Here is a 23,513-nt window from a genome sequence, read left to right as displayed (position 1 = left end):
ACCTAGCACTACAGAGCACGCTCTACGTCTGGTTTCAAGACGGCCGCGTACAAACACCCTTGGCGCGCCGCGCATTGTGCCTACGATGAGATAAACGACGTCTACCTTCTCTCACTCATGACCACATTCTCACTCAATTTCAAGCGCTGGGAGATCGACTCCAACTCCCCCTGTCGCTCCTCTCGTCGGTACGAGGTTCCGGCGCGGAATTTATATTCTGGAATTCACTAACGGGGAACGCTACGTCGGCCTTACCGAAAACATCGTCCAACGTTTCGTAAAAAGCTCATCGAGGTAGCGACGTGTGGCGGAATTTCCATCCCCTTCAATCGAAGCCGCAAAACTCCCCAGATACGAATAATGCTCCAGCACGGTCTACGACAGGCATTCCGCCGTGCTGAAGCATACTACCGGCGTCTAGTATCCAGCGTGCTAATGCTGTGTAGCGCACAGCATCAGCACGTCACGATGAGAATCACCGACCCTCTCAGCGCTCCACTATTTCATGGAGGAAGCAGCCAAGACGTCCCTCACAATCTCCGCGATATGCTTCGCCTGCGCACCAGTACCCTGTTCGATCTGGGTGCGGCACGAGAAACCGTCAGCGATAACGATGGAGCCTTCCTTCGTAGCCTTACGAACTTTGGGGAAGAGCTCTCGCTCGCCGAGCGCCATGGAGACCTCCGCGTGACCCTTCTCGAAGCCCCAGTTGCCGGCAAGGCCGCAACACCCTGTGGCGATTGACTCGTCGCTGATACCGAGGGCATCGAGAAGCTGCTGCGATTGAGACGGATCACCCAGCGACTTCTCATGGCAATGGACCTGGGTAAGTGCCGAGACATCGCCCGGAACGATCTTTCCTTCAGCAACGAGCTCCTTGATGCGCGGGACGACAAACTCGGAGAACTGCGTCGTCGCTTGCGCGAGGCGCTTGATGTCAGGGTTCGGGGAAAGCTCGGTCGCCTCAGAGCGCAACATGACGGTGCACGAAGGTTCCACACCGATGACGGGTAGACCACGGTCAAGGTAAGGCTTCATCACCTTCGCGGTCTGCTCCAGCACACGCTTGGTCATATCGAGCTGTCCGGTGGAGTGCCACGTCAAGCCACAGCAGACAAACTCCTGAGGAATTTCCACCGTGTAGCCCAGCGCTTCGAGTACCTCAACTGCGGCCGTAGCCGGCGACGTGCCGAGCGAAGAGTTGAAGGAGTCCGGCCACAGCACGACCGTCATCGAGTCATCCCGCTGGGGTTGTACACGCTTGGCATGCCACGTGCGCAGCGAGGTATGCGCGAAATGGATGAGCGGACGGTTGGGGTCGAGCCCACCCACACGTGCGATGAGCTTATCCAAGCCCTTCGTGGACATCGCCTTATCGATGAGCGTTGGTACCAACGGAATCTTGTGCGCGACATAGCCCAACAGCGGCAGCCAGCCCATGACGTAGTGCGCACCCGGGCGCAGCTTGCCCTTGTAATGCTCGTGGAGGAACTCCGCCTTGTACGTCGCCATGTCGACGTTGACGGGGCACTCGGAAACGCAAGCCTTGCAGGACAGACACAGGTCAAGGGCCTCCTCGACTTCCTTGGATTGGAATCCATCCTTGATGGATTCACCACGGAACATCTCGGAAAACAAGCGGGCACGGCCGCGGGTTGAATGGATTTCATCGCCGGTGATCTGGAAGGACGGGCACATGGAGCCGGTCTCAGAGCGACAGGCGGACACGCCCACGCAGCGATTGATGGCGTTGACCATCGATCCCTTGTCGTGACTAAAAGCATGGACTGGGGTGAGCTCGAAGGTGCGCTGGCCGGGCGCCATGCGCAGGCCCTGATCCGTGGCATCCGCCCACACAAGCACGCCGGGATTAAAGAGCTTGTCGGGGTCGAAGATGAGCTTGAATTCCTCGAAGACGCGACGCATTTCCGCCGAGTACATACGGTCTAGGAGCGCAGAACGTGCGCGGCCATCGCCGTGCTCGCCCGACAGCGATCCACCGTGAGAAGACACGAGCTCCGCGGCGTCCTCCATGAACGCCTTGAACTGGCGCACACCTTCCTCGGTACCGAAGTCGAAAGAGATACGCACGTGCACGCAGCCCTCACCGAAGTGACCAAACGGAATGCCGCGCAGAGAGTATTTATCCATGAGAGCGTAGAGATCGCGTAGATATTCGGCGAGATTTTCCGGTGGCACGGCAGAGTCCTCCCAGTTCGGCCAAGCCTCACCGCCATCAGGTAGGCGCGTGACGATGCCCGCTGATGCCTCACGGATACGCCACAACCCGCGCATCTCCGCGTGTTCATGGACGATGACGTGGTCCACAGTCTCAACGGACGCCGCGACGTCTTCGGCCAGCGTCAACGCTTCCTCGAGAGTATCGCCACCGGTCTCGCAATAGAGCCAACCGCCAGCTTCGATGCCCTTACGGTTACCAGGCAGGTTTTCACCGGCATGCTCTTGGCCGACCTTGGAACGCAGCGCCCCGAGTAGGTCACCACCCATGCCCTCGATGGTCGCTACACCCGGCAGGCGCAGCTTCGCGGCCGCAGCCGCTGCATCGAAGACTGTCTCAAAGGCAAGCACGGCCAAGGCCTTGACCTTAGGAACCGGGACAAGCTTGACGGTGAGCTTGGTGATGATGCCCGTGGTTCCTTCAGAACCGGCAAGCGCCTTCGCCACGTCAAATCCCTTGCGGTCCAGCAGGTAGTGCAGGCCGTAGCCAGAGACCTGGCGAGGGAAACGGCCGAGTTCCGCCTCGATGAGCTCAGCGTTGTCGGCTACGAGCGCACGCAGTTTGGTCTCCAGTTCCGGATCGGAGCAGCCACCTTCGCTGAAAGTCACCTCACGCCCGTCGGCCAGCATGATGGTGACATCAATGAGGTTCTCCGCTGCAGTACCAAAGGCCACGGAGTGGGAGCCACACGCGTTGTTCGCAACCATGCCGCCTACAGTGCAGCGTGAGTGAGTTGAAGGATCTGGTCCATACGTCAGGCCGAACGGCGCAGCAGCGTCACGCAGTGCGTCGCACACTACCCCCGGCTCGATGGTCGCTGTCCGTGCTTCCGGATCAATATCAAGGATGCGATTAAAGTAGCGAGAGGTGTCAATTATGAGTCCCTCGCCAATGGCATTGCCCGCCACCGAAGATCCGCCCCCACGGCCCACAACTTTCCATCCACGCTCGCGTGCAACCGAGATACCGTCGCGCACGTCATCAACGGTCTTAGGCTCGAGCACAGCCGCAGGAACGCGGCGGAAAATCGAGGCGTCCGAAGTGTACGCCGCGCGCGTGGTCATATCCATGCGCAACCCGGAACGCGCAATCTTCGCGTACACACTGGGTTCAAGGCGATCAAACTTGATGGTGCTAGTCATGGTCAGATGCTCCAAATCTTCACGAGGGCAACTCAACGCCGTATCTTGGGTAACATGTTACATGTTTCGTGGTTTCTGTAGGTAAAATTCTCCGAATGACCCCCTCTTCAAGCTCCCCCACTCCCCGAGTCACTGCGGCGCCCAACATGGCCACCCAGGTCATGAACCACGTCCGCGACTGCATTCACGACGGCACGATGTCGACCGGCAACTGGTACAGCGTGTATCAGCTCTCCGAGGAGTTAGGTATTTCCCGTTCCCCCGTGCGCGACGGCTTACTGCGTCTCGAAGAAGCTGGTCTCATCGAATTCGTCCGCAATCGTGGCTTCCGTATCGTCGAGTCTCAGCCTTCCGATGTCGCGGATATCTTCGACCTTCGATTAAGCATCGAGCCCAACGCCGCAGCTCGCGCTGCACGCGACCGCAGCGCGGACGAGCTCGCACACATGAAGGACATTATCGCGGCAATGAAGGCCAGCTGTACAGATGGCGACGAGAACGTTTTCTTCACGTGGGACCAAGAACTACACGACGCCATTTTGGCCGCCGGACATGCCCGCCGTGGCCGCGACATTCTATCGAAGCTGCGGACACATACGCGCCTGCTTTCGGATTCAACGGTGCGACGCTATCGGTCACTCGAGCAAGTCCACTCCGAGCACCTCCCTATCATCGAGGCCATTGCCGTACGTGACAGCGAAGCAGCACACACAGCTATGACCGAGCACATCACCGCAACCGGCCGTCTTCTACTCGAGCAGGCGGTGAGCAAGAAGCATCCCGAATACTCAGAGGACGAATTATCGACCGCAATCGAAGAGATCTGGCAACAGCAAGTCGCACAGTTTTAAAGCAGGTCACACACTAGGACTGAGAGGGCAGTACATAAAGCGGGCGCCCGTGGATTGCTCCACGGGCGCCCGCTTCCAGCGTTAAGGACCTAGTGCTTGGTGCTCTGCGGCTTCGGGCGATAAGTCAGCACGAACGCGCAGACAGCACAGAGTGTGGCACAGCTGTAGGTAACCGGAGCAAGCCAATTCTCCACTCCGGAAACCACGTCGCCACTACCAATGACGATGCCGAAGGTCTGGGTGAGAATGATGCACACGCCGCCGATAAGAAACAGCGCCATGAATACGAAGAACAGCACTTGAAATGCGCTAAAGACCATTTTCATTTTTGGTTTCCCTTTCTTACTGAGCGACGTAGATGGGCAACCAACCCATTCCGATGAGCCAGGACAACGCGATCATCGGCAACACAAAATAAACAATGAGCGGCACGAACATCTTCGGCGGATTAGCATCCGCCATAGCTGCCGAGAGATAAATGGGTGCGCCAACCGGCGGGGAGGCTCCCTCAGTGGAGGTACACAGCAGGATGGCGACAATGGCAACAGTCGGGTCGAGCCCCACAGCTATTAAAGCCGCCATAGCTGGCGCACCGATAGCCGCCGCAGTTGCAGTCGAAGACAGTGGCGTGGCGACGAGGACTGCAAGGACGCCGACGACAATAAGCATGAGCCAGCGCGGCAGACTCATCGAGTCAAGTAGGCCAGACAGCTGCGGTCCGACGCCGAGTTCCTCCATAATCTTCGCTGCAGCCAAGGCAGCAAAGAGGGAAATTCCTACCGTGGCGAACTGATGCGCGTCCTGCTTAAGCTGAATACGGAAATGCTCGTTGTTGTTACGGATATGTTTCGCACCTTCGAGAAGCGCGATGAGCGTAATAAGAATCGGCACCCACACGATGATCGAGATCGACTTCACAGCTTCCTTGCCCAATTGGGACGTGAGGTAACCGGCAACCGGGCCGATCGTGAGAATGACGGGGATGATGATGCCCAAGAAGATAGACGGCGAGCGCCAGCCTTCCTTCATCGCCTGCGCGAATGACTTGAGGTCTTCACGCGGAGTGGCCGCGATCTTATCGGTACGAGTCCACAAGAACACGACCGCCAAACGGTAAAGGACCGCGTAGGCGCCACCACATGCTAGAGCGACATAGACGCTTGAAGCCGATGCACCAGTAGCTGCTGGCAGCGCCAGGATGATAAACATCGTAGAGTTCGGCGGCAACGCGACGCCGAGTCCGGAGTTGCCAGCGACGAGCGTCGCGGCGCGTTCCGAAGACCACCCAGCACGCTTCATCCATGGGATAGTCACCGAGCCAACCGTTGCAGAGTTTCCAGCGGTTGAACCAGCAATAAGGCCAATCATCGCAGAACCCAGTGTCGAGACGTACGCAGCGCCGCCACGCAACCGACCGAAGATGGAGTTCAAAATTTCAATGAGACGGTCGATGAGACCCGTCGACTGCACGACAATGCCCATGAACACGAAAGCCATACCTGCGAACGTGACCTCTGATTGCGCCGCACCAAAAACTGCTTTGCCCAGCATCGCGGGGGCATGGGTGCCGCCCAGCAATGCCGTGGCAATGAGGGCTACGACCAGAGACTCCGAAATCTCGCGCTTAAGGGCGGTGTTCATAATCACCGTCACCGCGATAAAGACCACAAGGGCTGCGATGCCCATATGCGCCTCCTTATAGTGCTCCAATTAAGTGATACGAGTCACCGTAGCATGTTACACGTCACACGTTTAAAGTTTGCTAATTTTCAAACACCCCCGAATACCCCACTTCTTCGGTGCTAAACCACGAAGAATGCACGGGTTCCCCTCCATCAGTGACTGAAAACAAAGAAAGCCGGGGCGGCGCAACCACACCCCGGCACAATAGATACAGAAACTAAATCTGATGCTCCCCACTCAACAATTGCTCCACCGATTTGGCGCCACCGGCGGCGGCAAACTCGGCACGGGCGGCATCGAGAAGCTCCGGGTCTGCCAGAACGTCGAAGGCGGTCTGGGCGAGCCCCACGGCGGCATCGGCAGCGGCGGTGCGGGCGTTGTCGCTGATAGACCATTCGCGGAAGGCTTCGGTATGCAGGACGACATCGTCGGGCGAGACCTTGATAACGGGGTGGATACCGGGCACAAGGTGCGAGATGTTGCCAAAATCCGTGGACGCAGCGAGGGTCTCCGGAACGACGCCGGCAGGCAAGGCAACACGGCCGCGCAGGGACTGCGTGCGCGCCCACCGCTGTGCGAGGACCTCGTTGTTGCGCACCGGCAGCGACATGGGATTGAGGTCCCACTCGACGCGGTAGCCGCAGCCGGACATGAGTGCGGCACCATGCATGATGTCGTCGACGCGGCGGGACAAATCGAGGAGGGTTTCCACCTCGCCCGAGCGCACGTAGAGGTTGAGCGAGGCATGTCGCGGGATGACGTTGGGTGAATCGCCGCCGTCCTCGATAATCGCGTGGAGCCTATCCCCCGGCGGCATCTGTTGGCGCAAAAGTCCCAGGCCCTGGTATGCGAGTGTTGCAGCATCGAGCGCGTTGCGCCCCATGAATGGGCTTGCGGAGGCGTGCGCGGGCACGCCCTCAAACGTGATGGTGGCGCTGCGACGTCCCAGCCACACGTGTGAGGCGATGTCATAGCCGAAGCCGTGGACCATCATCGCGCAATCGACGCCGTCAAGGGCGCCGCCGCGAATCATGTATTCCTTCCCCGTATGCCCCTCTTCGGCCGGGGTCCCCAGCACGACGATGCGCCCCGCGGGCACCGTCTCTATCCGCTGCAGCGCCGCAGTGAGCGCGAGAAACGCGCCCACGCCCGCGGCCGCAATGATGTTGTGGCCGCACGCATGACCGATGCCAGGCAGAGCATCGTACTCAGCGAGGATAGCGACGGTGGGGTGCTTACTTTCGTCGAAATCGGGGCTTTGCCAGGACGCTTCAAAGGCGGTCCCGACGCCGTAGGCACCGCGCGTGACGGTGAAGCCGCGTTCTTCGATAATGTCCGCGAGCAGGGCGGAGCTGCGGTATTCCTCGAAGGCGGTCTCCGGATGTGCGTGAAGATCCGCCACGATGTGGTTGAGGGTGTCCGTGAGGTCCTCCACGCACTTTTCGATGAGATCCCACGCTGCAGTGGGTGCGGTGGGGGCGACGACGGCCTCAATGACGCGCTCGATATCGCCCTCAAGCTGGCGATGCATCGCGTCGAGGTACGCCGTCGACGGCACAGTGGGATGTTCTTCAGGTGAATCAGCCATGCATTATCCCTCGATCATAATTCCGTTGCCCGGCCCCAGCGGCAGGTCCGCGTAGAACCAGATGGCGAGCAGGATGACCCATGCCGTGAAGAACGGGATGACGAAAGGAATAAGACGCGACATCAGCGTGCCCAGGCCCGCCTTCGGTTCGTAGCGCTGGAGCAGGCCCAGCATAACAATCATGTACGGGTTAAGCGGGGTGATGATCTGCGTCGCGGAGTCACCCACGCGGAACGCGGCCTGAATGAAGGCCGGCTCATAGCCCAGCAGCGCAAACATCGGGACGAAGACCGAGGCCATGAGCGTCCACATGGACGAACCTGAGATGATGAGCAGGTTGAGCAGCGAGGCCAGCACGATGAACGCGAGGACTGCCGGGAAGCCGGTGAGCCCGATGGATTCGAGGAAGGCCGCGCCATGGACCGCCGTGAAGGTACCGATGCCGGTCCATGCGAAGAGCGCGACGAACTGGCCAAGGATGAACGCGAGGACGAGGAAGGACAACATGTCCTTGAGCGAGCCAATCATCATGTCCACGACGTCCTTGACGTTCTTCACCGTGCCCACGATGCGGCCGTAGACGATGCCCATGACGAGGAAGTAGAGGAAGACGATGAAGACAATGGAGCTCAGCAGCGGCGACTTGGGCAAGTAACCGCCCGTCTCGTTGCGCCACGGGGAGTCCGGGATGAGCGCTGCGAAGAGGATAACCGCGGTGACGATGACGGCCGCGAGGACCGAGAAGATGAGGCCACGCATTTCCTTCTTGGACAGTTCGGCACTGAGCTCTTCGCCGTTCTCGTCGCGGTCGCCGCGCTTGGCGGCCTCCTCCAGGTTGATGTGCTCCTCGGTGGGGACCTCCTGCTGCCACATGCGCTTCTCAATGACCTTGTCGATGATGAAGCCGGCCACGATGCCGAGGACAATCGAGCTCGTGATGTTGAAGAAGTAGTTACTCACCGCGTTGACGTCCGCGAACTGAAAATTCGGCAGCGTCTGCATGACGGCGTTGGTGATTCCGGCGAAGAGGGCATCCAAACTCGTGGGCACGAGTGCTGTGGAGTAGCCCGCGCCGACGGCCGCAAAACCGCCGATGAGACCCGCGACCGGGTGGCGGCCCGCCGCCTTAAAGACCATCGCGGCGAGCGGCGGCACGACGACGAACGCGGCATCCGCCATGACGGACGCAGTGACGCCGATGACGCCGACCGCGTACGGCAGCAGCGTGGGATGCGCCGAGCCGAAGAGCTTGCGAATGAGCGCGGAGAGCATTCCGGAGCGCTCCGCCACGCCGACGGCCAGCAGGATGGGAAGCACCGTGAGCAGTGGCGGGAAACCAATGTAGTTCTCACCCAGCGTCGTGGTGAACCACGCCATGCCTTCGCCCGTAAACAGGCCCTTGATGGCCAGTTCCTCATCGCTGCCCGGAACCATGACTTTCGTGCCATTCCACGCGAGGATAGACGAGGCTACCGCCGTGATGACGTAGAGAATGAGGAAGATAGTAAACGGCTCGGGCAGCTTGTTGCCTACTGCTTCCACGCCGTTGAGGAATGTATCGAGCCAGCCGCCCGATTGTCGTTGCGCGGCGGCCTTCTTCTAGGAACGGTCCTCGGCGCGCGGCGCACCTTCGGATGTCGGTGTTGCCATGGCTGGCTCCTTACATTCAGAGTCAATGACGTGACGGTAGAGACGAACTTCTTTCAGTGTGATACAAGTTACTCACTATGTGCGTGACTATAACCGACATCACGCCGAAGTGCGCGAATTCTGCGAAGTTCCTCTCCCCCATCACATCGCCCAATCCTCCCTGCCCGCACGTCAGTAGTTCCACGAAGGAAGGAGAACACTTCAGTAGAAGGAGTACGTCATGACATTTCAGTGGGGCACCAAGGATAAGGTCGCGTTGCTGGATTATGCGGAGGATGCGGTGACGGGGGCATCGGAAAGCTTGAGCGACGTGGAGCGTGGACAGCGTCGCGCCATCGGGAAACTCCATATCCCGATAGATAGTTTGGGTGAAAGGTGTGCCCCAGTGTGGAGAGGCATCCGTGTCGAGGGCAACGCGCAGCGCGTACGACATGGCTACACATTGTGCGGTAGATGGCCCCTCAAAAAGGCCATAGCCGCAGGTCGCGCTCTTCGCGGAGAAAAGCGCAACCTGCGGCTATGTCCAACCTCAATGGACCAAGTAGCGACTAGGAACTACCGGCTCGCGACTTCCAGCAGCTCCAGCACATGCTGGTACTCGTGTCCAGTCGCACGCGACAGACCGAGCTCGCAGGTGCGGTTGAGCGAGGCGTGGTGCGCGGAGTCGATCTCCGCGACCTCCTTCGCCTCATCGCGCGTCGCCGAGGCGGTGAGCTCCGGGTGGAGCATGCCGCGGTCGCCGGCGTAGCCACAGCAGTTCCAGTCGGCGGGGATGTGGACCTCACGGGCGGCGGCCTTGGCGACGGTCTCGAGGTCACCGATGATGTCGAGGTGCTTCGAGGAGCACGTCGGGTGCAGCGTAATCGAGGAGACCTTGTGCTTGACCTCGAGGGTGGGCAGGATGTGCTCGACCGTAAAGGCCACGGCATCGATGACGGTAAGGCCCGCGGCTTCGGCCATGGCCTTGAAGCCTTCGGAGCAGGAGGAGGCATCGGAAAGCACGGGCAAACGGCCGTGATCCGTGGCGGCCATGAGGGAGGCTTGGACGCGCTTTTCCATGATCGCGTGGCCCGTCTTCATACCCTTCGAGGTCCACGGGGTGCCACAGCAGAGCGCATCGATGTCCTTGGGCACGCGGAGGCTCACGCCGGCACGCTCGGCGAGGGCCACAAAGGCATCGGTAGCGCCGACGCCCGAGCCAGACGGGCCGAACATGGTGTTGACGCAGGCCGGAACGTAGACGGCAATGGGCTCGCCCGGCGCGCCGACATGCTCACCCAGACGCGAGCGCAGCTTGCCGCCCTTGCCCAGCTCCGGCTGGTACTCGGGCATGATGTCCTCGCCCACCAAGGCACGTGCGACATCGGTGACCTTTTGTACCAGGCCAGTAGGCAGGACGTTGACGCCGGTCAAGGCTGCCGATGCCACCGTGGGCACCGCCGGCCACGCCTTCGCCGCCCCAGCCCACACGGCACGGGTAACTTCTTGCTTGGCGCCGGTGCGCTGGGAGCGCAGCTTCTTCACGAACTTGCCGGTGTCGATGCCCACGGGGCAGGCGGTAACGCACATGGAGTCGACCGCACAGGTGTCGATGCCCTGGTACTCGTAGGCCTCGGCGAGCTCCTTGGCATCCTCTTCGCGGCCTTCGGCGCGGGCCTTGGCCATGGCGCGGCGCACGACGATGCGCTGGCGCGGAGTCATGGTGAGGTTGCGCGACGGACAGACCGGCTCGCAGTAGCCGCACTCGACGCAACGGTCGATGTCGATTTCGACCTCATGGTTGAGCTTGATGTTGCGGATGTGGGCCTCCGGGTCATCGTCGATGATGACGCCCGGGTTCATGGTGCCGCGCGGGTCAGCGGCGCGCTTAAGTTCCAAGTGGACGTCGTAGAGTTCGTCACCGTACTGGCGGCGCACATACGGTGCCATGGCGCGGCCGGTGCCGTGCTCGGCCTTGAGGTTGCCGCCAGCGGCGAGGATGAGGTCGACCATGCCCTCGTTGAAGTTGTTGTAGCGGCCCAGTGCCTCGTCGCCCTCAAAGCGGTCCGTGAGCAGGAAGTGGATATTGCCGTCCTTGGCGTGGCCGAAGATGACGGCGTCGTCGTAGCCGTACTTTTTGAACAGCTCTTGGAGAGACTCACACGTCGGCGCAAGATCCGGAACTGGCACCACGACGTCCTCGAGCAGCGCCGTCGTGCCGGACTTACGAGCGCCGGCGACGGAGGCGTAGAGGCCGTTGCGGAAGGCCCATGCCACCGCGCGGTCCACGCGGTCCTGGGAGAACTCCGCCGGTGCGCGCAGCGGCAGCTCACGCAGGAGCGCCGAGCCCTTGTCCTGGAGGCAGCGTAGTTCCTCTTCCTCGTTGGCGTGATACTCGATGAGCAGCGCGGCCTGCTTGTCCACGTCGAAGCCCGTGATCGCCGCAGGCACGCCCTTCAATTCCTGGCCCACGCGGATAGACGAGGAGTCCATGAGCTCCAGCGTCGCAGCGCCAGAATCCAGCAGGTCCGGCAGTGCGCGCGTCGCGGAATCCAGGTCGTCGAAGACCGCGACCGTGGTGGTGGCGAATTTGGAAATGGGCACGGTGCGGAAGACAGCCTCGGCGACGAAGGCGAGGGTTCCCTCGGAGCCGATGAGCAGGTGTTCGAAGAGCTTGACCGGATCCTCAAAGTCGAGGAAGGAGTTGAGACCGTAGCCCATCGTGTTCTTCAGCCCGAAGTGGCGGCGGATGATGTCCACGGACTCCGGGTTGTCGTTGACCCGGCGGCGCAGGCGCTCCAGCGTCTCCACGAGCTCCGGCTCCTGGGCCTTGAACTGCGCGTTGGCGTCCTTGTCCGCGGTATTGATCATCGTGCCGGACGGCAATATGAACGTCATGGATTCGAGCGTGCGGTACGTGTTGAATTCGGTGCCACACGCCATGCCGGACGAGTTATTCGCGACGACGCCGCCAATGGTCGCAGCCGAGCTCGAGGCCGGGTCCGGTCCAAGCTTGTAGCCCCACAGCTGCAGGCGCGCATTGACTTGGCGGACTGTCGCGCCCGGCTGCACGCGCACGCGCTTGCCTTGGTCGAGGACCTCGATGTCTTTAAAGTGGCGGCGGGTATCGACCAGAATGCCGTCACCCGAGGCCTGGCCGGCCAGCGAAGTGCCGCCGGAGCGCAGCGTCACCGGCTTGCCATCGCGCGCGGCGGCTTTGAACACCGCGGCGACCTCGGCCGCGTCTTTCGCGACGACGACGGCCTCCGGCATTTGATAGTAGTGGGACGCATCCGAGGCGTACTTCACGCGCTCCACGAGCTGCGTGCGAACATCCTGGGCGGGCAGGGACTTATCCAAAACAGGCGTGGTCATATGCTTCATCGTAGAAGCTCAAACCTGCTTTAACGATGAAGTATTGCCTTAGTTTTACCCCGCATAGGGGCGCTGCCACAGGGCCGCTTGTGGCCTTCTGGGTCTAGCCCAGCCCCTGCAGCGCGGCTGTATCGTGTGCACCGCCAAGCTAACCATCACTGTGGTCGAACACCGACCACATCTGGGTGCGCTCCCGGATCGTGACCATGACCGGAAACCTCGCGGCCGCGTGGGGAACACCTCGACGATTTCGAAGGCATCGAATACTCCCGCGTCGAGGTCACCGCCCGCACGGAGCACGGCCCAGTGGCACCATGGGAATATGCACTCGCCTAGCCTTATTGTCCTCGCCACCTTCGCCGCCCCGCTTAGCGATGCCCCCGGCCAAGCCTTTAGCCGTTGCTACAACCCCGCCCCGGCGTATCCGGCTAACCGCCGAGCCGCACTGACCGGGCAATATCCGCAGCGAGAAGCGACGAAGCGAATCACCGACGTATTCGCCGAGGCTGGCTGGACCGTCACCGAGGATCCCACCGCGCAACACGCTGGGCCCACATTCCTCTTGTTGGAAGAACCCGACCCCGCGATTCTCACAGACCTGCTCGACACGAACCCACAGTGCGTGCTGGCAGCCGTGACGCTCACAGGCGACCACACGACGATGTCGTTGCACTGGCCTGGCGTTGTCGAAGATGGCGACTGCGCCGAGCTCGTCTCGCCCCTTGATCTGGCACCGACGCTCGCGGCCATCGCCGGACTCGACGTGCGCCCTAACGCGCGCCTGTCCTTCGACGGACTCAACCTCGTGCCCGTCCTGCGCTACGGCGCGGCGGGACACGCGGCCCTGTTCTTTGACAACGGCATCCGCACCATCGACGCCTCTCTCATCGACGGCGAGGCCCACCCCGAAAGCCTGCGCGCGGCGCTCCAGGACGAATGGGACACCTGGCGCGGCTTTATGGGGTTCGGACCGCTGCAGTAGCGAGATGACAGTGCCTAGATGGCCGGGCCCTCGGGGATGATCCACCACATGAGGGCGTAGGCCAACACTCCGGAGAACCCCATGAGGGTCAGCACGATGAAGATGATGCGAACCACAGCGGGGTCAACGTTGTAGGTCTCCGCGATGCCGCCGCAAACGCCTGCGACGTAGCGGTCGGTCGTCGAACGAGTAAGTCGGTTGTTCATGGTGGTCTCCTTGCTGGTCGTCGTGTCTAGTGTTGTCTGACACTTTTTATTCAACTCGAAGTAGAAGCCCTGCGCATCCGGGTTTACCCTGATTTCCAGCCTCACCTGTGCTCGCCACAATTGCCGCCTCGTGTCCGTGCGACACGCTACGCTGGTGCCCAACGTAATTTATCTGTTGAAAGGACCCTCATGACCCGTGCACACGGCCTGCCTGCCCCTTCCCCCACCTCGTACGCGGTGGTGACCGGCGCCTCCCAGGGCATCGGCAAGGCAATGGCCACGGACCTGGCCAAGATGGGCTACAACACGATCCTCGTCGCGCGCCGCGAGGCCGTACTGGAATCCATCGCAGCCGAGCTGCGCGGCTTCGGCGTGGAGTCTGAGGCGTTTGCCGCCGATCTTTCCGATGCCGCCGATGTCGACCGCCTCATTGCCCGCATGGGCGAGCTCGAGGTCACCATCCTTATCAACTCCGCGGGCATCGCCAGCTTCGGCAAATTCATGGACCAGGACTGGGACTACGAGACCAAGCAGTTCGCGCTCAACGGCACAGCCGTCCACCGGCTCACCCGCGCAGCGCTCGAGCAGATGCTGCCGCGCCGCCGCGGTGCCATCTGCAACGTCGGCTCGGCGGCCGGCAACGTCTCCATTCCCAACAACGCGACGTACGTGTTTACCAAGGCCGGCGTCAACGCGTTTACAGAAGCACTGCACTACGAGCTCAAGGACACCGGCGTGACCTGCACGCTGCTGGCGCCGGGACCCGTGCGCGACGCCGTCGTTCCCGAGGAAGAGCAGTCCATCGTGGACAAGGTCGTGCCGGACTTCCTGTGGACCACGTACGAGTCCTGCTCGGCCGAAACGTTGAAAGCCATGGCGCGCAACCAGCGCCGCGTGGTCCCCGGCCCGTTGTCGAAGCTCATGAACCTGGCCGGCCAGGTCGTGCCCACGCCTATCGCCGCGCCGGTCATCGGCAGTTTCTACGCGAAAATGGCTTAAGGACGACTACTCCCCGCGGCGCTGGGGGCGCGGCGGGGAGTAGAACGGGGGCATCGGCAAGCTAGACGTTTTCGGGGGCCGTGCGCTCGGTGGCGCGCACGTCCGCTGCGAACCCTTCGCGCGCGGCCTTGCGCTCGGTCCAGAAGCCCGCATTCTTGATGCCCAGCGCCTCCGGATCGAACTGCGGATCGAGCCCCTGCTTCTTCTGCGCGCTGTAGTCCTTGAGAGCCTTGAGGGCCGGGACCTGCAGGAAGAGAATGGCCACGATGTTCAGCCACGCGGTAGCGCCGACTCCGATGTCGCCCAGCGCCCAGGCCGCGCCCGGCGTCGTGGATGCACCGATGACCACCGAGACGATGATGAGCACGCGCAACAGCCACACGAGCGCGCGGCGGGCGGTGCGGTTCTTCACCCAGCGATTGAAGTAGGTCAGGTTGGTCTCTGCCATGTAGTAGTACGCAAGCACCGTTGTAAAGGCGAAGAATGCGATAGCGATGGCGACGAAGGTCGGGCCCACGCCGTGGAAGGCAGAGCTCATGCCCTCCTGCACGAAGCCAGGGCCGACGGGAATGCCCTCTGCCAACGAGCCTGCGTAGCGCACCGGGCCGTCCTCGGATTCGCCCTCGAAGACCTTGTACATGTCGGTCGAGATGATGATGAACGCGGTCGCAGAACACACGAAGAGCGTGTCGATGTAGACCGCAAAGGCCTGGACGAAACCTTGCTTCGCCGGGTGGGAAACCTCAGCTGCGGCGGCAGACTGCGGGCCGGTGCCCTGGCCGGCTTCGTTGGAGTAAATACCGCGCTTAACACCCCACATAATCGCCACGCCGAGCATGCCGGAGAAGCCAGCTTCCATGTTGAATGCGGAGCGGAAGATCAGCCCGAAGACGTGCGGGATGTCGGAGAAGTTCATGAACAGGATGACCACGGCGATGATAATGTACGCCGCCGCCATAAACGGCACGACAACGGAGGCGAAGTTGGCAATGCGCTTCACGCCACCGATGATGATGATGGCGAGGATGCTGGCAAGGACCACCGCAGACCACGTGAAGTCGATGCCCCACGCATTGTTGACCGCTGCCGCCACGCCGTTGGCCTGGATTCCCGGCAGGAAGTAGCTGGTGGCGAGAATCATTGAGATCGCGAACACGACGCCATAGATGAGCATGAATGGAGCAGCCTTGGTGTGGCTGTACGCCTTTTCGATGTAGTACGCCGGACCACCGCGGTATTCGCCGGTATCGCGGTCCTGTTCCTTATAAATCTGCGCGAGCGTACATTCCACGAAGGACGTCGCCGAGCCGAGCAGCGCCACCGCCCACATCCAGAACACGGCTCCTGGCCCACCAAAGGCGATAGCCGTGGCCACGCCGGCGATATTGCCCACGCCGACGCGCCCAGCCAGCGAGATCATCAACGACTGGAATGATGAGACACCGTTTTCGGATTTCTCGCCGTGGACGAGCTGGCGCAACATGTCCGGGATACACCGGATCTGCAGGAATTTCGTGACGAGGGTGAAGTAAATGCCAGCCCCCAAGCAAAGGAAGACGAGTGCTGGCGACCAAATAATTGAATTGAGTGAGTCTAAAAACGCTGACATTGCGGGCTCCTACTCAAGTGAGTCCTCATCCAGAGAAGGGCGATGAGTTGATAACGATAATGCACCAACAGTTAAGAAAAAGTGAGCTAGATAACGAATTTTCTCGTACATGTTTCACTCCGCAATATGCGATTAGTTGTGATATGCAGCACGTTTGGACTCAGGCTGCGTCGAAAACGTTGAACACAACGCCCCGCTTTGGGGGTAAGACACGAGGGCTACAATGGTTGCCATGACTCAAGCTGACATCGCCCCCAAGCATGACCGCCTCGTGTGGATTGACCTCGAGATGACAGGCCTGGATACTTCCCGCCACGTCATCGTGGAGGTCGCCGCCATCATCACCGACGGCAACCTCAACGTGGTGGGCGAAGGCTTGGACCTCGTCGTTCACGCCACCGAGGAAGAACTGGCCGAGATGGATGACTTCGTCACCAATATGCACTCCTCCAATGGGCTGCTCGACGAAATCCGCGCCTCCACCGTGTCCGTGCACGAGGCCGAAAATGCTGTACTGGCCCTTATCGCTGAGCACTGCGATCCGGAGCATCCCGCGCCTTTGGCCGGCAACTCCATCGCCACGGACCGCACGTTCATCCGCGCCTACATGCCGCGCCTTGACGCCGCCCTGCACTACCGCATGATCGACGTCTCCACTATCAAGGAGCTCTCGCGCCGCTGGTTCCCCAAGGCGTACTACCACCAGCCAGAAAAGGGCATGGCCCACCGCGCGCTGGCCGACATCATCGAGTCCATCCGCGAGCTCGACTACTACCGCCGCAGCGTCTTCGTTCCAGGCGAAGGCCCCGACTCCGATGAGGCGCTCGCCGCGCAGGAAGAGTCTGTGGCCGTCTACCAGGCGTTTTTGTAATTTAGCGCCTGTGGGTTAATCTACTCATTGCTGCTTTTGAGTAGCGATGGTGGCTGTAGTTCAGCTGGTAGAGCACCAGGTTGTGATCCTGGGTGTCGCGGGTTCGAGCCCCGTCAGCCACCCCAAAGTCTAAAAGCTCCGAACCTCAGGGTTCGGAGCTTTTGTCGTCCGCCTAGCTAATGAACCGGCGGCGCATCCCATGGATCGAAATGCGTAATATTGTTCCAGAGTCGGTGCCAGCGCCCCACAAACGAATGCCAAGCTGAGGATAAATTCGGTTTACGGGCAGTGGCTATTTGCTCAATGACATAACTCGGATGGTGAGTAACGCACATCCCGCTGTAGCGCAGCGTAAGCCAGCCACGTAGAACGGCGTCATTGTTCTTCCACCGGTCGCGCACAAAAGGCTTCTTGTCGATATGAAACTCATAGCCGTCAATCTCCACCGCAATCCTCTCCTTCGGGAGGACAATGTCCCAACGGTAGGGCCCGATGATGAAATTGGACTCGACATGGAATCCTTTCTCTTTCAATGCTCGAGCCACGGTGCGCTCGGGTACGGAATCGGCCCCGATCGCAGCCTGCACAAGCAACCTTCGCGTGCGGTGCGGAAGTTTGGGGACGTCCTGAAGCTCGGTATCGAGGAATTCTTTGCCGTTCCTACCCGAATACCGGTGTTCAAGGAGCTGCACGGCCCGCTCATCGTCGGCAAGGTGTTCAATGACCTGCGCAGGACACACGACGCGCAGGCCGTTCACGTTCACCACGGCTGCACCTTTACGCCGACGAACGTTCCACCACATAGACCGCGGCATGGAACTAGGCACAGCTATCTCCAGCGGAAAGGTGAGCTCTTCACCCAAGAAGACCTGCACTGCAGTCTCTCCGGTCAGCGCCGCCCGCGGCCACCGAGTGCTCACGATAGCCCAGAGCTCGTGTGCCGTCGGCCGCCTGGTGACGTACAAGCCGTGACAGATTTTGATGACGTGATTCTTCTGCGCTGCCGCTCTCAATTCCCGCGGACTCGCACCGGTCGCGACGAGATCCCCCATGGAACTCTCCCCCCTTCATTCCTTGTTGCCCACAGATTAGCGGACAATCCCACCTCGCGCAGGGCAGAAGTTTTCTCGTCCCTGCTTCCGGCACGAGGGGCGCGGGGAGGACAAACGGGACAAGAAAAGACAGTCGCTGGAGACCGCCGGACCTCCGCAGGATGCAAACGCCTGCCTGTGGGGTTTCCTTGTCCCTACGTCCTGAATGAGGTTCACGGGGAGAGCAAACGGGACAAAAAAAGACGTGCCCGAGGCTGGTCTATGCGAGGTTAGAGCTGTGCGAGGAGTTCCTCACTGCGGGCGCGGCCGGGACGGTCGGGCATGTCACCGGTGACGAGGAATTCGTCGACGCCGAGGGTCTGCGCAATGGCATGGAGGCGGTCGCGGACGACGCGTGGGGTGCCGAAGACGTCGTGGGCTTGGGCTTCGGTGACGCGGCGGCGTTGCTGGGCTGTGAGCATTTCGAGGTCCGGACGCGGATCGAGCGAGGGGAACTCACCTGTAGATAGAGAGAGGGATTTCGCGACGGCCTCAGGAAGGAGAAGCGCGCGGGCATCGTCTTCCGTATCAGCCACCGCGATATTGAGCGAGGAGATCACGTGCGGCGCGTCGAGAACGCCGGGCGCGAAGTTCTCGCGGTAGGCCTTCGCCGCGGCCTCCTGGGTGTGGACGGGCCCGCCCAGGATGACGCCAAGGCCGAAGCGGGCGGCCGTCAAAGCGGAGCGGAAGCCGGCGAGGAGGAAGAGTGAGGGTGTGGGGGCATCGGCAGGCTGGGGCGTGGGAGGAGTGCCGTCCAGGAGGGCGAGGAGCTCGCCGAGGTGGGCCTCAAAGCGCTCCTTGGGGCGCGAGCCGAGGGCCTCGCGGATGGGCGCGGTAAAGCCGACCGAGGAGCCGAGGCCGATGTCGATGCGGCCCGGGTAGAGGGTCTCCAACAGGCGGATTTGCTCCGCGACGATGAAAGGCGCGTGATTGAGCACCATGATGCCACCGGTGCCGACACGAATACGTTGCGTGTGCGCCGCGACGTGGGCAGCAAGCAGCGCGGGCTGGCCCGCGGGAATACCGGGCACGCCGTGGTGCTCAGCTACGAGGAAGCGCTCGAAGCCGAGGCGCTCGACGTGGCGGGCATGACCCACGACGTCCGGAAAGCCCTCGCCGGTCGCACGGTCGGCACGGTCGAGGACAGAGAAACGCATTTACTGCTCCGCGTTACCTGCGGACCACTCGTCCCAGCCCATGTTCCAGTCGCCCAAGCCATCCGTGGCAGGCAGGATGCCACCGGAGGTGTGCTTGACATAGACCACGTCGCCGCGCTTGACGTTATCCAGGTACCACTGAGCGTTTTCCGGGGAGACGTTGATGCAACCGTGCGAGGTGTTCTGGCTTCCCTGTGCCCACACGGACCACGGGGCGGAGTGGACGTAGATGCCCGAGTAGGACAGCTGCGTCGCGTCGTCCACCATGGTCTGGTAGCCGCCGGCGTCGAGAGCCAGGCCGTAGGTGGTGGAGTCCATCATGAGCTGGTCATACTGGTCGCCCACCGTGTACCAACCGTTGGGGGTCACGCGGCCAGGAACCTCGAGGCCCAGGGAGACCGGCATGGTCTTGATGAGCTTCTTGTTCTTCCAGATCTGCATGGTCTTCGTGTTGTCATCGACGATGGAGACCGTGCGGTCACCAATCGTGAAGTTCGTTTCGTTGTCCGCGTCGCCGAAGAGTCCGCCGCCCATGTCGAGGCCGTAGATGTTGGCCTTCACCTTGACCTGCGTGCCCGGCTCCCAGAACTTCTGCGGACGCCAGCGCAGGACCGTGGGGCTCAGCCAGTAGAAAGCGCCATCCACGTGCGGGGAGGTTTCAATCTCGATAGCGTCCTGAACTGCCTGGCGGTCTTGCGGGGCGGACGAGAAATTAAAGCCGATGGTCTGCCCCACGCCCACAGTGGAATCCGGCAGCGGGCTCAGCCCCACGCCCGTCGTATACGCCGGGCTATCCGTGGTGAACGTGATGGTCTTCGACTTGCCATTCTTGTCCTTCGCCGTGACGGTGTAGGTACGGCCGTAGCCGAGGACCTCCGTCGTGGACCAGGTCTGCTTATCTTCGGAGAACTCGCCTTCCACGGCGCCGCCGGATTCATTAGTCATGGTGACCTTAGCGAGGCCGTCGCCTTCGTCCGAGGTCACGGTAGTGGGCTTCGTGACGGAGACGCCCGTCGCATTGTTCTTCACGGAGAACTTAGGCGCTTTCTTAGCAGCCTGTGCAGCCGAGGATGCGGCGGCGTCATGAGCTTCATTGGCCACGGAAGAAACTTCCGCAACGGGGGAGGTGTCTTCGCCGTTACCAGCGGACGAGCAGGCAGCGAGGGAAATAGAGGCAACGGTCAGGGTAGCAATGACCGACAGACGGCGAGGAATTGTCACGGTTCAAGCCTTAAGTGATAAGGGGGCAGACATACGCGCAATATCCTAATGTGAAATTTCTTAAATTGCTAACCCAATTCTCGGAGTGGCGCGGCAGCACAATGGCCCACTGCGCCGCGGCGATCGCCCGCGTTGGCACCGATTTAAATTCGGGCACATCACACCTTTAATCACCGACGGCCACCGGCGTACGGAGCACCTAGAGAGCGCCCCACCGCGAGAGGCCGAGGCACGCTTCCCACATTTTCGCGCTAGACTCGGACGATAGAACAGGGGTAAAAAGCAGTGCCTACCAGGCGATTTTACATCCAAGCCAACGCGGGTTAAAGTTATTTCTCGTTGCACGGCAGGGCGCACAGCCCAGACGGACAACGTGAGCGCCATTAGCTCAATTGGCAGAGCAACTGACTCTTAATCAGTGGGTTCGGGGTTCAAGTCCCTGATGGCGCACAATCTTCCCGCCGGGTTCGCCCGGCGGGATTTTGCGTTTTCCCGCCCGCCCTGAGGGGAGCTCCGCGTCGCTGCGGGACTTACGGCGCTGGCACGTCGTTTTCGGGCGCGTTGCGAGCGATTCTAGGCGAAGATAGGCTCTCACGCGCCCGATATTCGCGTGGGCGTCTCGTAAGGTAAGAGCAGGTCACCGCAGGACACGGAGCCAGGGCTTAATCGCGGACGTCCTCGCCGTTGATGTGATAGTCCTCGGCGTCTGCGAGAGGGACGACGGTGCCATCGGAAAGCTCGCGGTCGGTGAGGGTGCCGTCGGGGTCGATGACGGCGATCTCGTTGCCGCCCTCGCGCAGGCGGCGGAGGCCTTCTTTGAGCATGCGGCGGCCCACGCGGTTGAGGCTGGGGACTTGGGAGATATCGAGGGCCACGCGGCACGCGTCGAGGTCGTAGCCCTGGAGCTCGTAGAGGATGGCCTCGGCGGCGGAGAAGTTGATGTGGCCTTGGAGGTGAATAACGGCGTGGTCCTCGTCTTCCTCTTTGGAGCGGATGGGGTGGGTACCCACGCGGTTGTCCGTGCTCATAAGGTGCAGGCCCATGTCTGAGGAGAGCAGCTTGAAGGCCTCGACGCCGCGCACGGAGTTGCCGGACTCATTGAGACGGGGCGAGAAGGTCGCCACGCCGAGCTGGCCGGGCAGGGTACCCAACAGGCCGCCGGCGACGCCAGACTTGGCGGGAATGCCGACCTCGGCCATCCAGCGGCCGGCGCCGTCGTACATGCCGCAGGAGCTCATCACGGCGAGCGTGAGGCGGCAGACGTCCGCGTCGAGGATCTTGTCGCCCGTCACGGGCTGGCGGCCGCCGTTGGCGAGCGTCGCGGACATGACGGCCAAGTCACGCACGTCCACACGGATGGCGCACTGGTGCGTATACGAGAGGACGGCGTCGTGCGCGTCATCCTTGATGATGTCGTAGTTGCGCAGCATGTGCGCGAGCGAGAGGTTGCGGTCGGCGTGGTTGAGCTCCGAGTCGGCGACACCAGCGTCGACGGAGAGGTCCCGGCCGGCGAGGCGGGAGAAGTACTCGTTGAGGCGCGCGTTGCGGTCCTCGACGGAGGAGTCGACGCCGTTGATGAGCTGATTGACCGCGATGGCGCCCGCGTTGATGAGCGGGTTGACGGGGCGGTAGTCGCGGCCCAGCGAGAGCTCGTTGAAGGCCTCGCCGGAGGGCTCCATGCCCACGACGTCACGCACGGCATCGAGTCCCAGCTCCTGGAGCGCCAGCGCATAGACGAAGGGCTTAGAGATGGACTGAATGGAAAATTCATGCTCCGCATCGCCCGCCGAGTAGACGTGCCCGGTAGACGAGCACAGCGCCACGGCGAGCTTGTTTGGGTCGGCGTTGGCAAGCTCCGGGATGTAGTCAGCGACCTCTCCCCCGTCCTCGTCGCGGACTGACTCGAGAATCTGGCCCAGGTAATACGGAATCGGCGTCTTCATGCCTGCCCAGCATATAGACTTATGCGCCATGAAGAGTGCACTCGTGATTGTCGACGTCCAACATGACTTCTGCCCCGACGGCGCGCTGGGCACCGCCCGCGGCGACGAGATCGCCGAGAAAATCGCTGCTCTGCAGGGCACCTATGACATGGTGGTCACAACCCAGGACTGGCATATCGACCCAGCCGGGCACTTCGCAGACGAGCCAGACTTCATCGACACGTGGCCCGTCCACTGCGTCGCCGGTTCCCCCGGCGCCGAGCTTCACCCGGCGCTCCAGCCTGCCGATGCCGCCTTTAAAAAGGGCGCCTACACCGCGGCGTATTCAGGGTTCGAGGCCGACACGAACGGTGATGGCTCGGGGGTGGGGCTGGAAGCCTGGCTGCGGGAACGGGGCATCGGAAAGCTCGACGTCTGCGGAATTGCGACGGACCATTGTGTGCGCGCCACGGCGCTCGACGCGCTGAAGGCGGGCTTTGAGGTGCGGGTACTGCGGGAGTTGTGCTCGCCGGTGGATGAAAAACGCGGAAACGCCGCCCTCACCGAGTTGGCAGAGGGCGGCGCTGAAGTAATTTAACGCTGCGCGAGGAGCTTCTGCAGCTCCTTGATGTCGTTGGAACGGCGGCGCGAACGGGCAACGCCCAGGGCGATAAGGCCAACGACAGCTACGGCGACGCCGGCGAGGACCTTCTGGGTCTGCGGCTCCTGCAGCTTGCTGGTGGCCTGTACCTTTGCGTCGTTAACGAAGTTCTGCGGCTTCGTGCGGTTCGTCAGCTCGTCCAGGGTGCCGGCCAGCTGGCGGCGGGTGCGCTCGATATCGCGCTGGATGTCATCGGTGCTGCGTGCCATGGTGTACTCCTCAAGTTTCGCCTAAGTTTTTGCTCTCCCCACACTAGCGCACAGCGCGTCTGCGTGCTGTGATAGGCT

At 61.7% G+C, this 23,513-nt stretch carries 18 protein-coding genes and 2 tRNA genes; 7 read left to right on the top strand and 13 right to left on the bottom strand.

Features of this window, described 5'->3' with window-relative positions:
- Positions 1 to 498: 498 nt before the first annotated feature.
- A complete protein-coding gene (locus HMPREF3227_RS07485) occupies positions 499 to 3,381 on the bottom strand; it encodes an FAD-binding and (Fe-S)-binding domain-containing protein (protein WP_066511770.1) in 2,883 nt (960 codons plus the stop codon).
- A gap of 95 nt (positions 3,382 to 3,476) precedes the next feature.
- Here HMPREF3227_RS07485 and HMPREF3227_RS07480 point away from each other — a divergent pair, with 95 nt between their 5' ends.
- Positions 3,477 to 4,232, top strand: a complete 756-nt coding sequence (locus tag HMPREF3227_RS07480) for a GntR family transcriptional regulator (protein ID WP_066491673.1) — start codon at positions 3,477 to 3,479, stop codon at positions 4,230 to 4,232.
- 89 nt (positions 4,233 to 4,321) lie between these two features.
- Here the strand turns inward: HMPREF3227_RS07480 and HMPREF3227_RS07475 are convergent, their stop codons facing one another.
- The 5 genes from HMPREF3227_RS07475 to HMPREF3227_RS07455 form a co-directional block, all read right to left on the bottom strand.
- Positions 4,322 to 4,558 carry a hypothetical protein gene (locus tag HMPREF3227_RS07475; RefSeq protein ID WP_066491671.1) on the bottom strand — a complete coding sequence of 79 codons (237 nt, stop codon included), beginning with the start codon at positions 4,556 to 4,558 and terminating at the stop codon, positions 4,322 to 4,324.
- A gap of 16 nt (positions 4,559 to 4,574) precedes the next feature.
- Complete coding sequence (locus tag HMPREF3227_RS07470) at positions 4,575 to 5,918, bottom strand: TRAP transporter large permease subunit (RefSeq protein WP_066491661.1); 1,344 nt, start codon at positions 5,916 to 5,918, stop codon at positions 4,575 to 4,577.
- Between the two features lie 214 nt (positions 5,919 to 6,132).
- A complete protein-coding gene (locus tag HMPREF3227_RS07465; protein ID WP_066491653.1) occupies positions 6,133 to 7,503 on the bottom strand; it encodes a M20 family metallopeptidase in 1,371 nt (456 codons plus the stop codon).
- A gap of 3 nt (positions 7,504 to 7,506) precedes the next feature.
- Positions 7,507 to 9,045 (bottom strand): AbgT family transporter, encoded by a 1,539-nt coding sequence (locus tag HMPREF3227_RS07460; protein ID WP_066491650.1) that lies wholly within the window; start codon positions 9,043 to 9,045, stop codon positions 7,507 to 7,509.
- A gap of 663 nt (positions 9,046 to 9,708) precedes the next feature.
- Positions 9,709 to 12,507: an FAD-binding and (Fe-S)-binding domain-containing protein gene (locus HMPREF3227_RS07455; RefSeq protein WP_066491648.1), complete on the bottom strand. Its 2,799-nt coding sequence runs from the start codon at positions 12,505 to 12,507 to the stop codon at positions 9,709 to 9,711.
- 322 nt (positions 12,508 to 12,829) lie between these two features.
- On the opposite strand from HMPREF3227_RS07455, the gene HMPREF3227_RS07450 reads away from it, so the two are divergent.
- The gene (locus HMPREF3227_RS07450; protein WP_066491645.1) at positions 12,830 to 13,489 is read left to right on the top strand and encodes an alkaline phosphatase family protein; all 660 of its coding nucleotides are present in this window, start codon (positions 12,830 to 12,832) and stop codon (positions 13,487 to 13,489) included.
- Between the two features lie 14 nt (positions 13,490 to 13,503).
- Here the strand turns inward: HMPREF3227_RS07450 and HMPREF3227_RS07445 are convergent, their stop codons facing one another.
- Complete coding sequence (locus tag HMPREF3227_RS07445; protein WP_066491643.1) at positions 13,504 to 13,695, bottom strand: PspC domain-containing protein; 192 nt, start codon at positions 13,693 to 13,695, stop codon at positions 13,504 to 13,506.
- 189 nt (positions 13,696 to 13,884) lie between these two features.
- On the opposite strand from HMPREF3227_RS07445, the gene cmrA reads away from it, so the two are divergent.
- Positions 13,885 to 14,694 (top strand): mycolate reductase, encoded by an 810-nt coding sequence (cmrA, locus tag HMPREF3227_RS07440; protein ID WP_066491641.1) that lies wholly within the window; start codon positions 13,885 to 13,887, stop codon positions 14,692 to 14,694.
- Between the two features lie 61 nt (positions 14,695 to 14,755).
- Here cmrA and HMPREF3227_RS07435 read toward each other — a convergent pair whose 3' ends face one another.
- The gene (locus HMPREF3227_RS07435; RefSeq protein ID WP_066491632.1) at positions 14,756 to 16,303 is read right to left on the bottom strand and encodes an alanine/glycine:cation symporter family protein; all 1,548 of its coding nucleotides are present in this window, start codon (positions 16,301 to 16,303) and stop codon (positions 14,756 to 14,758) included.
- 223 nt (positions 16,304 to 16,526) lie between these two features.
- Here HMPREF3227_RS07435 and orn point away from each other — a divergent pair, with 223 nt between their 5' ends.
- Together orn and HMPREF3227_RS07425 are read left to right on the top strand one after the other, a co-directional pair.
- Complete coding sequence (gene orn / locus HMPREF3227_RS07430; protein ID WP_066491630.1) at positions 16,527 to 17,174, top strand: oligoribonuclease; 648 nt, start codon at positions 16,527 to 16,529, stop codon at positions 17,172 to 17,174.
- 49 nt (positions 17,175 to 17,223) lie between these two features.
- Positions 17,224 to 17,299 (top strand) — tRNA-His (locus HMPREF3227_RS07425).
- Positions 17,300 to 17,350: 51 nt separating this feature from the next.
- Here HMPREF3227_RS07425 and HMPREF3227_RS07420 read toward each other — a convergent pair.
- From HMPREF3227_RS07420 to HMPREF3227_RS07410, 3 genes are all read right to left on the bottom strand, one after another.
- Positions 17,351 to 18,226, bottom strand: coding sequence for an endonuclease domain-containing protein (locus HMPREF3227_RS07420; RefSeq protein ID WP_066511767.1), 876 nt, complete (start codon positions 18,224 to 18,226; stop codon positions 17,351 to 17,353).
- Between the two features lie 269 nt (positions 18,227 to 18,495).
- A complete protein-coding gene (locus HMPREF3227_RS07415) occupies positions 18,496 to 19,422 on the bottom strand; it encodes an MsnO8 family LLM class oxidoreductase (RefSeq protein ID WP_066491620.1) in 927 nt (308 codons plus the stop codon).
- On the bottom strand, positions 19,423 to 20,643 hold the full coding sequence (locus HMPREF3227_RS07410) for a L,D-transpeptidase (RefSeq protein ID WP_066491612.1): 1,221 nt from the start codon (positions 20,641 to 20,643) through the stop codon (positions 19,423 to 19,425).
- Between the two features lie 377 nt (positions 20,644 to 21,020).
- On the opposite strand from HMPREF3227_RS07410, the gene HMPREF3227_RS07405 reads away from it, so the two are divergent.
- Positions 21,021 to 21,093: transfer RNA gene (locus HMPREF3227_RS07405), tRNA-Lys, on the top strand.
- Between the two features lie 212 nt (positions 21,094 to 21,305).
- Here HMPREF3227_RS07405 and HMPREF3227_RS07400 read toward each other — a convergent pair.
- Complete coding sequence (locus tag HMPREF3227_RS07400; RefSeq protein WP_066491610.1) at positions 21,306 to 22,586, bottom strand: glutaminase; 1,281 nt, start codon at positions 22,584 to 22,586, stop codon at positions 21,306 to 21,308.
- Positions 22,587 to 22,614: 28 nt separating this feature from the next.
- Between HMPREF3227_RS07400 and HMPREF3227_RS07395 the strand changes: the two genes are divergently transcribed.
- Positions 22,615 to 23,163: a nicotinamidase gene (locus HMPREF3227_RS07395; protein WP_066511844.1), complete on the top strand. Its 549-nt coding sequence runs from the start codon at positions 22,615 to 22,617 to the stop codon at positions 23,161 to 23,163.
- On the opposite strand, the gene HMPREF3227_RS07390 is transcribed toward HMPREF3227_RS07395, so the two are convergent.
- Positions 23,160 to 23,435: a DUF3618 domain-containing protein gene (locus HMPREF3227_RS07390; RefSeq protein ID WP_066491608.1), complete on the bottom strand. Its 276-nt coding sequence runs from the start codon at positions 23,433 to 23,435 to the stop codon at positions 23,160 to 23,162. The genes HMPREF3227_RS07395 and HMPREF3227_RS07390 overlap by 4 nt on opposite strands.
- Between the last annotated feature and the right edge of the window lie 78 nt (positions 23,436 to 23,513).

This window comes from Corynebacterium sp. CMW7794, assembly GCF_001563605.1.
GTDB classification, from domain to species: Bacteria; Actinomycetota; Actinomycetes; order Mycobacteriales; family Mycobacteriaceae; genus Corynebacterium; species Corynebacterium phoceense.
This window is presented reverse-complemented; position numbering and strand designations above follow the sequence as displayed.

Coding starts and splice junctions, on each gene's coding strand:
- HMPREF3227_RS07485 (WP_066511770.1), bottom strand. CDS start 3,381: ATGACTAGCACCATCAAGTTTGATCGCCTTGAACCCAGTGTGTACGCG.
- HMPREF3227_RS07480 (WP_066491673.1), top strand. CDS start 3,477: ATGACCCCCTCTTCAAGCTCCCCCACTCCCCGAGTCACTGCGGCGCCC.
- HMPREF3227_RS07475 (WP_066491671.1), bottom strand. CDS start 4,558: ATGAAAATGGTCTTTAGCGCATTTCAAGTGCTGTTCTTCGTATTCATG.
- HMPREF3227_RS07470 (WP_066491661.1), bottom strand. CDS start 5,918: ATGGGCATCGCAGCCCTTGTGGTCTTTATCGCGGTGACGGTGATTATG.
- HMPREF3227_RS07465 (WP_066491653.1), bottom strand. CDS start 7,503: ATGGCTGATTCACCTGAAGAACATCCCACTGTGCCGTCGACGGCGTAC.
- HMPREF3227_RS07455 (WP_066491648.1), bottom strand. CDS start 12,507: ATGACCACGCCTGTTTTGGATAAGTCCCTGCCCGCCCAGGATGTTCGC.
- HMPREF3227_RS07450 (WP_066491645.1), top strand. CDS start 12,830: ATGCACTCGCCTAGCCTTATTGTCCTCGCCACCTTCGCCGCCCCGCTT.
- HMPREF3227_RS07445 (WP_066491643.1), bottom strand. CDS start 13,695: ATGAACAACCGACTTACTCGTTCGACGACCGACCGCTACGTCGCAGGC.
- cmrA (WP_066491641.1), top strand. CDS start 13,885: ATGACCCGTGCACACGGCCTGCCTGCCCCTTCCCCCACCTCGTACGCG.
- HMPREF3227_RS07435 (WP_066491632.1), bottom strand. CDS start 16,303: ATGTCAGCGTTTTTAGACTCACTCAATTCAATTATTTGGTCGCCAGCA.
- orn (WP_066491630.1), top strand. CDS start 16,527: ATGGTTGCCATGACTCAAGCTGACATCGCCCCCAAGCATGACCGCCTC.
- HMPREF3227_RS07420 (WP_066511767.1), bottom strand. CDS start 18,226: ATGGGGGATCTCGTCGCGACCGGTGCGAGTCCGCGGGAATTGAGAGCG.
- HMPREF3227_RS07415 (WP_066491620.1), bottom strand. CDS start 19,422: ATGCGTTTCTCTGTCCTCGACCGTGCCGACCGTGCGACCGGCGAGGGC.
- HMPREF3227_RS07400 (WP_066491610.1), bottom strand. CDS start 22,586: ATGAAGACGCCGATTCCGTATTACCTGGGCCAGATTCTCGAGTCAGTC.
- HMPREF3227_RS07395 (WP_066511844.1), top strand. CDS start 22,615: ATGAAGAGTGCACTCGTGATTGTCGACGTCCAACATGACTTCTGCCCC.
- HMPREF3227_RS07390 (WP_066491608.1), bottom strand. CDS start 23,435: ATGGCACGCAGCACCGATGACATCCAGCGCGATATCGAGCGCACCCGC.